Below are 12,070 nucleotides of genomic sequence, written 5' to 3'. Positions count from 1 at the left end.
CGTGTCGGAGGTGGCGCGTATTCTGGGGGCATGTCCCTGGCTCAGAAAATCAATCGCGTCGTCGCCCCCTTCGAGGTGGTCTCCGAGTTCCAGCCCGCGGGCGATCAGCCCAAGGCCATTGCGGAACTGACCGAGCGTATCCAGGGTGGCGAAAAAGACGTCGTCTTGATGGGCGCCACGGGTACCGGTAAGTCGGCCACCGCTGCGTGGCTGATCGAGGCGGTCCAGCGACCCACACTGCTTCTCGTGCAGAACAAGACGCTGGCCGCACAGCTGGCCAACGAGTTGCGCGACCTGCTGCCCAATAACGCCGTCGAGTACTTCGTCTCGTACTACGACTACTACCAGCCCGAGGCGTACGTTCCGCAGACGGACACCTTCATCGAGAAGGACTCCTCCATCAACGAGGAGGTCGAGCGACTGCGGCACTCGGCCACCAATTCGCTCCTGACCCGCCGGGACACCGTGGTGGTGTCCACCGTGTCCTGTATCTACGGCCTGGGTACTCCGGAGGAGTACGTCAAGCAGATGGTCACCCTGGCCGTGGGGCAGGAGATGGACCGTGACGACCTGCTGCGTCAATTCGTGAACATGCAGTATGCCCGTAACGACGTCGATTTCCACCGTGGCACGTTCCGCGTGCGCGGTGACACCGTGGAAATCATCCCCATGTACGAAGAGCTGGCGATCCGGATCGAATTCTTCGGGGACGAGATCGAATCGATCTACACGCTGCATCCGTTGACGGGGGAAATCGTCAACGAAGAACAGGAAATGTACGTCTTCCCAGCGTCTCACTACGTGGCGGGTGCGGAACGGATGGCGCGAGCCGTGGAAACCATCCAGAACGAACTGCAGAACCGGCTCCAAGAACTGGAATCCCAGAACAAGCTCGTCGAGGCCCAGCGGTTGCGCATGCGCACCACCTACGACCTCGAAATGATGGAGCAGATGGGCTACTGCAACGGCATCGAGAACTACTCGCTGCACATTGACGGTCGTCCCCGCGGTTCCGCGCCCCACTGTCTCCTCGACTACTTCCCGGACGACTTCATGCTCATCATTGACGAGTCCCACGTGACGGTGCCGCAGATCGGTGGCATGTACGAGGGCGACATGTCCCGTAAACGCACCCTGGTGGAACACGGGTTCCGTTTGCCGTCTGCCATGGACAACCGGCCGCTGAAGTTCGACGAGTTCCTGGAACGCATCGGCCAGACCATGTACATGTCCGCCACCCCCGGCAAGTACGAGATGGCCAAGGTGGATTCCGTGGTCGAACAAATCATTCGTCCTACCGGGCTCGTGGACCCCCAGGTTGTGGTCAAGCCGACCAAGGGGCAGATCGATGACCTTCTGGAGCAGATCGAACTGCGCGTGGAACGCAACGAGCGTGTGCTGGTCACCACGCTCACCAAGCGCATGGCCGAAGATCTCACGGAGTACTTGATGGAACACGGGATCCGGGTTCAGTACTTGCACTCGGATGTGGACACGCTCAAGCGCGTGGAACTGCTGCGGGACCTGCGCATGGGCACCTTCGACGTTCTGGTGGGTATCAACCTGCTGCGTGAGGGTCTGGACCTGCCGGAGGTCTCGCTCGTGGCCATTCTCGACGCTGACAAGGAAGGCTTCCTGCGCTCCACCACGTCACTGATCCAGACGATCGGCCGTGCCGCACGTAACGTCTCCGGTGAAGTGCACATGTACGCGGACCGGATCACGGATTCCATGGAAACAGCCATTGAGGAAACCAATCGTCGGCGTGAGATTCAAGTGGCCTACAACAAGGAACACGGGATCGACCCGCAACCACTGCGTAAGCGCATTGCGGACATCACTGATCAATTGGCCCGCGAGGACGAGGACACACGCACGCTCCTGGCTCAGCGAGCGGCCGCCAACGATCACACCGCCCCCGTCAAGGGCGGCAAGAAGAAGAGCGCGTCCGAGTCTCAGCGCGAAGCCGCGTCCAAGGCCGAATCGAAGCTGTTGCGAGATGGCGTGCAGGCGGCTCCCGCGGAGGATCTCGTGGAGCTCATCGAGCAACTGAGCGAACAAATGCGTAACGCTGCCGCCGAGCTGCAGTTCGAACTTGCCGCCCGGCTGCGGGACGAATTGTCGGATCTCAAGAAGGAACTGCGCCGCATGAAAGATGCCGGTCACGCCTGACCTGTGCACCGTCTGTGTAAACTAGGTCGAACCATCAAACGTGGGGGAGTATCCCTAAGAGCTGTGAACGTCAGCACGAGCGGCAAAGTTGTCACTCCGGGCGCAGCAACCGATTACTCATGGTGCCAAGACCACTGTCACAGGTGAGTCGACCGAGCACCGATCGGTGGAGAGACCCACGGTAATCATCCGGATCTCGCAACGGAAAGTGCTGACACATGGAAATTACCGGTCTGCAATGGGGCATCACCCTTGCATTGATTTTGGGCCTGCTGGCCTACGACTTCTTCTTCCACGTGCGGAAACCGCACGAGCCCACCATCAAAGAGGCCGCGATTTGGTCGGCCGTGTACGTGGGTATTGCCCTGCTCTTCGGCCTGGTCATCCTATGGATGGACGGCCCGCAGCTCACGGCGGAGTACTACGGCGGTTACATCACCGAGAAGGCGCTCTCGGTCGACAACCTGTTCGTCTTCTTGATCATCATTGCGTCCTTCAAGGTGCCGCGTGCTGATCAGCAGAAGGTCTTGCTGTTCGGTATCGTGTTCGCACTGATCGCCCGTACGGTGTTCATCTTCATTGGTGCCGCCGCGATCAACGCCTTCTCGTGGGTGTTCTACCTGTTCGGTCTGATCCTGATTTACACCGCCGGCAAACTCATCAAGGGCGAAGTCACGGATTCGGAATCGGACGAGGCCGACAACTTCGTGGTCCGTTTGGCCAAGAAGCTCCTGCCGACCACCGACTACTACGACGGCGACAAGCTGTTCACCATTGAGAACGGCAAGAAGGTCATGACCCCCATGCTGTTGGTCATGGTGGCCATCGGCGGTACGGACATTCTTTTTGCGCTCGACTCCATCCCCGCGATCTTCGGCCTGACCCAGGAACCGTACATCGTGTTCACGGCCACGGCGTTCTCGCTCATGGGTCTGCGCCAGCTGTACTTCCTGATTGACGGTCTGCTGGATCGCCTGATCTACCTGTCGTGGGGTCTCTCGCTCATCCTGCTGTTCATTGGTATCAAGCTGATGCTGCACGCTCTGCACGAGAACACCTTGTCGTTCATCAACGATGGTCAGCATGTTCCGGTTGCCGAGATCGGCATTGGTACCTCCCTGACCGTGATCATCTCGATCCTCGTCATCACCGTCTTGGCATCCCTGTTCAGCCCCAAGGGCCGTGCCCTGCGGATCATCCAGAAGACCCAGGACCTCTCGGAGAAGTACCTGGCTCTGCCCAAGGATGCTCCCGCCGAGGAACGCAACCGCATCTCCACCAAGATCGCGGAACTCACCCAGCAGTTCCCCAAGATCTCGGAGAAGCACAAGGAAGAGCTCATCGACTCCCGTGCAAAGTTCCGCAAGATGGTGGATACCGTGCACGGCCAGCAGAGCGAGTTCGAATCCACGGGCGAGGTCAAGACCCCGTCCCCGGATCTCGACCAGGAGGATGTGGAATCCGCAGCCCCCACCGCCACGGTGCAGCCCACCGGTAAGGCCGCAGACGGCAACGGTCCTGAAGGCCACTCGTCCGGAGGCTCGAGCTCGGTCCGCTGATGGATCGAAGACGGTCTGAGTAGGCCGCCACATTAACGACGTCGCCCGCGCACCTCAGGTGCGCGGGCGACGTCGTTTTCATGGGTGGGTATTAGCGCCAGGCGGCGAACGGCCCGGGGTCCGTGGTGCACCACAGGGCCGTGGCAGCGAAGAGTGCGGCCCACAACAGCGAGGCCAGGGTGCCGATGATGAACTGCTCGCGTTGCCGTGCATTGGTGAATTCGCCGTAGCGGGCCAGGCCCTTGACGGCCACGACCACGCCGATGCCGGCCACGTGGCCGGTGAGAAGGGAGGCAATGGTGGCGGCGCGTTCCAGGAAACCGATCACCAAACCGCCGCGCAACGGTGGAGTCACCGGCTCAGGGGGCGGGTCCTGACCGTTCCACGGATCGGAACCGGGGGTGGGTCGCTCGTGGGACACGTCCGCCAAATTGAACACCCACCGCACCACGAGGTCTCCGGAGAGCGTTCCTGCTACCAGGAGCGCCGGGTAGGCCACTTCACGGGGAGCCGTACCGGCCACCGCGGTCCATACAAAAGTGGTCAGGACCAGAGTGGCCGGGAGAACCGCGTCCAGGAAAATTCGGGAGATTTTCACGGGGCCTCCGGCTGCTCGTTGGCCAATTCCAGGAACGTGAGAACCGTCGGGTGCACGGCCTGCTCCTGGCTCCACAGCGCGGAGGACAACCGGCGGGACACCGAGGACTGAGCAATGTCCAGCTCCTGGGCAATCTGTTGCTGGGTGAATCCCTGCTGGGCCAGAACGGTGGCCTGCTTGGCCGTCTCGGTTCGACGTTCCCGCACGGCACAGGCCAGGCTGAGGACGGCTTCCGCGTGGGTTGCCCAGTCGGAGCCGCGCACGGCGGGGTAGCCAGTGTCTTTGGAAGCGGTCACGGCTTCTCGGGCGGACACGAAGGCCTGACCGGTGGCCTCGTTGACGTTCTCCGGGAGCGGGGTGTCCACGTGTCCGATGCCCAGACCGACGTGCCATTCCTGCTCATCCGCCAGGGCCAGCACCACGTCCAGGACGCACTGCGGCTCGTCATAGAGTGCTTGCAGTTCGTCTCCGGCGCTGATCTGCCAGCCGAGGACTGCCCCCGGAAACGAGCTCCGGAAGCGGTCGCGGTGTTCGAGCATGGCCAGGGACTCGGGATCCTCGCGTGATCCCCTGCGGTCCACGGTCAGTGCGTACACGGTGCCTCCTCGCTGTCCGTCCGCTTGGCGTTATGCTACATGCGGTTCCCACTGCATAGAACTCACTTATGCGTTGATAACTGCATATGCTGGGGTGAGTTTCAGCCACGACCCGTTTCGGCGATATTGCCCACGTTGTCGACCAGTACCGCGGGGAAACCTTCCTCGTCCGAGGCGGCCAGATCGATGCGGGCGTTGATCCCCCAGTCATGGTTGCCGTCGGGATCGTCGAAGACCTGGGCCACGGTCCAGTACCCGCTGAGTCCCTCGGGCTTCTCATTGATTCGAATCAGCGCCGGGCCGCGGGACTGGACGTCCGTGTAGATGTCGTCGTATTCGCCGAAATAGGCGTCCATGGCGTCCGCCCAGCGATCGCGATCCCAGCCCGTGCCTTCGTCCAGGGCACCGAGGACCTTCTCCTTTTCCTGGGCAAAAAGTTCCACGCGCTGGAACAGCGCATTGCGGACCATGACCCGGAAGGCCCGAGGGTTTCTGGTGACACCCTCAGGCTGTTCCTCCACAAGCTCCTCGAGGGAATCCGCGCTGGTTCCCATGGGGGATTCCTCGCCTGCAGCGAGCTTCTCCCACTCATCGAGCAGGGAGTTGTCCGTCTGCCGGATGCTTTCACCGAGCCACTCGATCAGATCGGTCAGCGTTTCAGTCGTGGCATCCATGGGGACGGTCTGTCGCAGCGCCTTGTAGGCGTCCGAGAGATAGCGCAGCAGGATGCCTTCGGAGCGGGCCAGCCCGTAGAACTGGACGTAGTCACCGAAGGTCATGGCGCGTTCGTACATGTCCCGCACCACGGACTTGGGGGACAGCTCGAACTGGGACACCCACGGCGCCGAACTCGAATAGGTTTCGAAGGCCTGCTCCAGGAGTTCCCGCAAGGGTTGGGGATACGTGATCTCGTCCAACTCACGCATCCGCTCGATGTACTCCACGCCGTCTGCCTTCATGACGGCCAGCGCTTCGCCCTTGACCTTCTTCTCCTGCAGGTTCAGCACTTGACGCGGCTTCTCGAGAGTCGCTTCAATCACGGAGACGACGTCGAGCGCGTACGTTTCCGACTCGGGGTCCAGGATGGTGAGCGCGGCCAGTGCGAACGGGGACAGCGGTTGGTTCAGGGCAAAGTTGTCCTGCAATTCCACCGTGACCTTGTAGCGGCGCCCGGTCTCGTCCGGTTCGGGCAGCCGCACGACCACTTCCGCGCGGATGAGCTCCCGAAGGATCGCGAGTGCCTGCTTCAGCAGTTCACGCTTGCGCGCATGCACTTCATCAATGTTGCTGAGCAGGTGGTAGCCGGCGGCCACGTTGTTGCCGGGTCGCTGCAATAGGTTCAACACCATGGAGTGAGTGACCGTGAAGGAGGACGTCAACTGCTCGGGTTGGGCCGCGACCAAGCCGTCGAAGGTTTTATTGCTCCAGGAGACGAAACCCTGCGGCGGCTTCTTCTTGGTGACCTGCCGCAGCTTTTTCTGATCGTCGCCGTGTTTGGCCCGTGCCTTGGCCATAGCGCGTTCGTTCTCGATGACGTGTTCGGGGGCCTGCACCACCACGGTGCCCGCGGTGTCATATCCGGCTCGACCGGCGCGGCCGGCGATCTGGTGGAACTCACGAGCGCTCAAGCGGCGGGTCCGTTGGCCGTCGAACTTGGACAGCGCGGTGATCAGTACCGTGCGGATGGGTACGTTGATGCCCACGCCCAAGGTGTCGGTACCGCAGATGACCTTGAGCAGCCCGGTCTGTGCAAGTTGTTCGACCAGGCGACGGTATTTGGGCAGCATGCCCGCGTGGTGCACACCAATGCCGTGTCGAACCAGACGATTCAGCGTCTTACCGAATCCCGCCGAGAACCGGAATCCTGCGATCAGGTCCGCTACGCGCTGCTTCTCGTCCTTGGTCAGCACGTCCACCGACATGAGGCTCTGTGCCTGTTCCGCGGCCTGTAGCTGGGAGAAATGCACCACGTACACGGGAGCTTGGTGCGTGCTCAACAGTTCTTCGAGTTCCTCGTGAATGGGGCGCTCGGAGTAGTAGTAGTGCAGGGGAATGGGGCGGTCCGCGGAGGTGACCAGCTTGGTGGCGCGGCCGGTGACCTCCGTGAGCCTGTCCTCGATACGAGTCACGTCACCGAGCGTGGCGCTCATGAGCACGAACTGGGCCTGGGGGAGTTCGATGAGGGGTGCCTGCCACGCCCACCCGCGCTGCGGGTCCGAATAGAAGTGGAATTCGTCCATGATGACCACCCCGAGGTCCGCGTCCGCTCCCTCTCGTAGTGCCACGTTGGCGAGGATCTCGGCCGTGCAGCACACGATGGGAGCGTCCTGGTTGACGGAGGAGTCACCGGTGACCATGCCGACATTCTCGGCGCCGAAGATTTCGCACAGGTCGAAGAACTTCTCAGACACGAGCGCCTTGATGGGCGCGGTGTAGTAGGAGCGCTGGCCGCGAGCCAGGCCGGCGTAATGCGCCGCTACCGCCACGGTGGACTTACCGGAACCGGTGGGAGTGGCCAGAATGACGTTCGAACCACCGGCAACCTCCAGGACGGCCTCGTCCTGGGCTGGATACAGCCCCATGTCCCGGGACGAGATCCACCCGAGGAACCCCTCGTAGATCTCGTCGTCGCTGAGCGGGTTCGAGGCGAAGTCCCCGCGCAGGTAGTGGTGACCGGGGGAAGAGAGTTCGGGGGCAAGAGCGTCCAGGAGTTTCATCACCGCAAGCCTATCGACACTTGCCGACAGGCATAGACCGCGGCGTCAGGAACGGACGCGAGCGGCGTCGTTGTCCTCGGCAAGAGCGGAGCGCGCTGCGGCGCGAGCGTCGGCCCGGCGGCAGAGCAGCGCGAAGACCGCGCCGGACAAGTTGTGCCACACCGAGAACACGGCTCCCGGCAGTGCGGCGAGCGGGGACATGTACTGCGCGGCCAGGCCGGCCGCGAGACCCGAGTTCTGCATGCCGACCTCCACCGCGGTGGCACGCCGCACGGGAACGGGTTGACCCGTGACGCGTCCGATCAGATAACCGAGCGTGTAGCCGAGCACATTGTGAATCGCCACGGCGAGTAGGACAAGCAGACCGGCCTGGACGATGCGATCGGCGGAACCGGAGACCACGATGGCCACAATCGTCGCGATCCCGAGAACCGAGAGCCAGGGCAGCACGGGGAGAAGTCGCTCGACCAGCCGTGCCAGAACCAGGCGCACCACGATGCCCGCGATCACGGGAATCAGGACGATCATGACGATGGACATTGCCATGGACGCGCCGTCCAAGGGCATGTACTGCCCGGCGAGCCACAGGGTGAGCAGGGGAGTGAGCAAAGGTGCGAGCAATGTGGAAATGGACGTCATGGTGACCGACACGGCCACGTCACCGCGCGCCAGGAACGTCACCACGTTGGACGCCGTGCCGCCAGGGGCGCAACCGACCAGGATCACGCCCGCCGCAATTTCGGGCGGCAACTGCAGGAGCCAGGACACGAGGAGTGCGAGCAACGGCATCACGATGTACTGGGCTGCGACGCCCACCGCGATGGGCACGGGGCGCTTGGCGACCAGGGCGAAGTCGACGGGACGCAAAGTGAGGCCCATGCCGAACATGACCAGACCCAGCAGGGTATTGGTCCAGCCGGAGGCCTGCTGAATCGTCGGAGCGAAGAAGTATCCCGCGGCGCCACCGGCAAGAACCAGGATGGGGAAGACCAGAACCGCCACGTAGGCGGCTCGGTCTGCGGTAGCGGCCGCAGGACCGGACTGTTGCGCGGGTGAAGTCACCAACCGCGCTGCTTCCATTCTTCGAGCTGCGGGCGTTCGGCACCGATGGTGGTGGGCTTACCGTGACCCGGGTGAACAACGGTGGCGTCGTCGAACTGGTCGAAGATGCGCTCGGTGACGTCCTGGTAGAGCTGCTGGAAATCCTCGGGGGAGTTGGTCTTGCCCAGGCCACCCGGGAACAGGGAGTCGCCGGAGAAGATGTGGTCCGGACCCTGCGGGTCGCGGTAGACGAGTGCAATGGAACCGGGAGTGTGGCCGCGCAGTTCGATGACTTCGAGCTCGAAACCGTCCAATTCGGCGGTGTCACCGTTGCTGAACGTGAGGTCCATGGGAACATCGATGTCGTCCTCGTCCGCCGCACCGCACGCCGTCATCGCCTCGGAGTGGGTGGCCACGCTACCCAGGGCGCGGACGTGGTCCCAGTGGGAATGCGTGGTGATGATGAGCTGAAGGTTGGCCCAATCAGTGCAGTCGGTGGAACCGGCGGCCACCATGCCGGCGATGGCACGGGCGTCGTCGGCGGCGTCGATGAGCACCTGAGTGCCGTGTTCCTTGGATGTCAGGAGGTACACGTTGTTGTCCATCTCGCTCACCGAAATGCGGCGGATGGTGATCTCAGAAAGCTCGGTTACCTCGGTCTGGGTGGCGATCATGCCACGAGTGTAGGCCCACTACGGCGAGAGGGGCCAATATGGGCCCAGCATTTCACCCGTGGTGTCCATCGCACCGTGATGGAACCCACCCTCGTATTAGTTAGACAGCCTACAGATGGGGGGCATATAGTTGCATGTTGCAAGCAACTGTTTGAGGATTCTGAACCGGTGTGTCGACCCGGCCCCACGGTTGACGGCACATTCCTTTAAGACAAACACAGCCCACACCGGGGGGAGTCCATGAGCGTTTCTCAAGAGACCGCAGCCGCGCTGGTGCAGGAGCTCTTCGAGTTGCAACGCGTGATGCGACGCGTCCTGAAGGAGTCCACCGCAGAGCGTGACCTGTCAGTCGTGCAAATGAGTCTGTTGAGCCATTTGGCCTCCGTGCCCGCACGCCGGGCCAAGGACATCGGCGCAGATTCCGGGTTGGGAGCATCGGTCATGAGCCGTCAGCTCAGTCATCTCGAGAAGCTCGGATTCATTGAGCGAGCACCCGACCCGGAGGACGGCCGCGCCCAACTCGTGAAGATCACGGAGCAGGGCCGGAGAGCCGTGGCGGATCACCTGGAAGCGGACACGCAGCGCCTGATCGAGCGGCTCGGTGTCTTGAGCGAGGACGACGCCGCGCAGACCCGCGAGGGCCTCAACCGGTTGACCGACATTTTCTTGACCTCTCTCGGCTTGGAACGCATGACCACGTGCCTTCCGCAGGTCGACCCCGAGAGCGCGCACGGCGCACGTATTCCGCACGCCCCGCAAGGACCTGCGACACACACCACTACTACTGAGACGACGCATCGTCTGGAGGACAACGTTCTATGACAGCAGCCGACACCTCGTCTGCGGGCGGCAAGGATCAAGCCACGAACCACGGCACGAATCGAGCCAACAACCAAGGCCGGGGCCGCAACGACCAGAAGACCCGGGACGAAGAACACCGCAATGTCCTGCGGGCCCTGACCGGCATTCTGGCTGCCTTCTTCATGGCCATGGTCACGCTGACCATCATCGGTACCGCTCTGCCCGTCATCATGGCGGACCTGGGCGGCGATCAGACGGCCCTGTCCTGGACCGTGACGGGCACCCTGTTGGCCAACGCCATCTTCACCCCGATCTTCGGCAAGCTCGCGGACCTCTTCGACAAGAAGAAGCTGCTGTTGCTCGCCATCCTGATCTTCGTGATCGGCTCTGGTGCGGCGGGTCTGTCCACGTCCATCAGCATGTTGGTCATGGCCCGCGTGATTCAGGGCATCGGCATGGGCGGCCTGATGGCTTTGGCCCAAACGATCCTGGGCACCATCATCCCGCCGCGCGAGCGCGGCCGGTATGCCGGGTACATGGGCGCGGTCATGGCCGTGGCCACCTCGCTCGGCCCGCTGCTGGGCGGCCTGATCGTGGACCTGTTCGGTTGGCGCTGGTGCTTCCTGATTCCCGTGCCACTGTCCATCCTGGCCGCGGGTCTCATCATCAAGACCCTGCACATCCCGCCGCGTGAGCAGGAGCGTAAGCCGATCATCGACCTGGGCGGTATGACGTTGCTGGCCATCGGTACGGCATCGCTCGTGCTGTGGGTGTCGTTCGCCGGCAAGCTCTTCGACTGGGCGTCATGGCAGTCCATGGGATTGGTCGCCCTCACCATCGTGGCGGCCGTGCTGTTCGTGATCGTGGAACGCCGCGTGACCGAGCCCGTGATGCCGTTGAGCGTCATGACCGAACGCACCACCGTGCTCGCCACGATCGCCGCCATTGCGACCGGCGCCGCAATGTTCGCCTCTACCACCTACCTGGGCCAATACTTCCAGCTCGGCCAGGGCTTCACGCCCACCGAATCGGGGCTGCTCATGCTGCCGCAGGTAATCGGCTCGTTCGTCGGATCCATGGTGGCCGGCCAACTGATCACCAAGTTCGGCAAGTGGAAGCGGATTTTGATCGTGGGCACCGTGATCCTGGGCGCCGGTTTGTTCTCCGCGGCCACACTGACGCACACCACGCCGGTCTGGCTCGTAGGTATCTTCATCTGCCTGGTGGGTCTGGGCGTGGGAACGCTCAACCAGAACCTCATCCTGGCGGTCCAGAACACCGTGGGTCTCAAGGACATGGGCGCGGCCTCGTCAGGCGTCGCGTTCTTCCGGACGGTTGGCGGCGCGCTGGCGGTCTCGCTGTTCGGTGCCGTGCTCACGCGTCACCTGACCAGTTCCATGGAGACGTTCGCGCGGGAACACAACGTGGACGCTTCGCAGATGGGCGACGCCGCTTCCATCGACCTGTCCGGCTTGCCGCCGGCCGTCGAGGAGGCCCTGCGCTCGGCCTACGGAACCGGCACCGGCCTGCTGTTCCTGATCGCCGCGATCGCCTCGGTGGTCACGCTCATCTGCGTGCTGCTCATGAAGGAGATTCCGCTGCGCACCACCGTGGACGTCGTGGAGGTCGATCCGGAGACGGGTGAGCTCTCCGTGGTCTCCAAGAAGGTGGATCCCGTAGAGGCCGCCGGCTTGCGCATGCACACCGCGCAGACGGGTTCGCTCCCGGTGATCGACCCGCAAGCGTCCGGCTTGCGCCGCTCCGCCGCAGAGGAGGACGACGACGCCGCACGCTCGAGTTCCAGCGCGGCGTCGGCCAGGTCCGACTCGAGCCGCGGCCCGCGAAACTGAGACAATAGAAGTTCGTCGATCGTTGCGCTGAGCGAGGATTCACCCTCGCTCAGCGTTGCATG

The 12,070-nt window shown here is 63.0% G+C and carries 9 protein-coding genes; 4 read left to right on the top strand and 5 right to left on the bottom strand.

The features are described from left to right. Positions 1-30: 30 nt before the first annotated feature. A complete protein-coding gene (uvrB, locus tag RF638_RS07700) occupies positions 31-2,172 on the top strand; it encodes an excinuclease ABC subunit UvrB (RefSeq protein ID WP_259917577.1) in 2,142 nt (713 codons plus the stop codon). Positions 2,173-2,390: 218 nt separating this feature from the next. Then, positions 2,391-3,731 (top strand): TerC family protein, encoded by a 1,341-nt coding sequence (locus tag RF638_RS07695; protein WP_259917579.1) that lies wholly within the window; start codon positions 2,391-2,393, stop codon positions 3,729-3,731. Between the two features lie 91 nt (positions 3,732-3,822). On the opposite strand, the gene RF638_RS07690 is transcribed toward RF638_RS07695, so the two are convergent. From RF638_RS07690 to RF638_RS07670, 5 genes are all read right to left on the bottom strand, one after another. Beyond that, positions 3,823-4,329 (bottom strand): hypothetical protein, encoded by a 507-nt coding sequence (locus RF638_RS07690; protein ID WP_368841709.1) that lies wholly within the window; start codon positions 4,327-4,329, stop codon positions 3,823-3,825. After that, positions 4,326-4,925 carry a SatD family protein gene (locus tag RF638_RS07685; protein ID WP_095798131.1) on the bottom strand — a complete coding sequence of 200 codons (600 nt, stop codon included), beginning with the start codon at positions 4,923-4,925 and terminating at the stop codon, positions 4,326-4,328. The genes RF638_RS07690 and RF638_RS07685 overlap by 4 nt, the downstream gene beginning before the upstream one ends. Positions 4,926-5,026: 101 nt before the next feature. Continuing rightward, positions 5,027-7,642, bottom strand: coding sequence for a DEAD/DEAH box helicase (locus RF638_RS07680; protein WP_368841708.1), 2,616 nt, complete (start codon positions 7,640-7,642; stop codon positions 5,027-5,029). Positions 7,643-7,687: 45 nt separating this feature from the next. Next, positions 7,688-8,704 (bottom strand): bile acid:sodium symporter family protein, encoded by a 1,017-nt coding sequence (locus tag RF638_RS07675; RefSeq protein ID WP_368841707.1) that lies wholly within the window; start codon positions 8,702-8,704, stop codon positions 7,688-7,690. Then, entirely contained in the window at positions 8,701-9,357 is a 657-nt protein-coding gene (locus tag RF638_RS07670; RefSeq protein WP_095798128.1) for an MBL fold metallo-hydrolase, read from the bottom strand. Before RF638_RS07670 ends, RF638_RS07675 begins: the two co-directional genes overlap by 4 nt. Positions 9,358-9,597: 240 nt before the next feature. Here RF638_RS07670 and RF638_RS07665 point away from each other — a divergent pair, with 240 nt between their 5' ends. Then, positions 9,598-10,179, top strand: coding sequence for a MarR family winged helix-turn-helix transcriptional regulator (locus RF638_RS07665; protein WP_259915369.1), 582 nt, complete (start codon positions 9,598-9,600; stop codon positions 10,177-10,179). Next, positions 10,176-12,008 (top strand): DHA2 family efflux MFS transporter permease subunit, encoded by a 1,833-nt coding sequence (locus RF638_RS07660; RefSeq protein WP_368841706.1) that lies wholly within the window; start codon positions 10,176-10,178, stop codon positions 12,006-12,008. Before RF638_RS07665 ends, RF638_RS07660 begins: the two co-directional genes overlap by 4 nt. The last annotated feature ends 62 nt before the right edge of the window (positions 12,009-12,070 follow it).

Source organism: Kocuria sp. CPCC 205235 (assembly GCF_040980905.1).
In the GTDB taxonomy this organism is placed as follows: domain Bacteria; phylum Actinomycetota; class Actinomycetes; order Actinomycetales; family Micrococcaceae; genus Kocuria; species Kocuria carniphila.
This window is presented reverse-complemented; position numbering and strand designations above follow the sequence as displayed.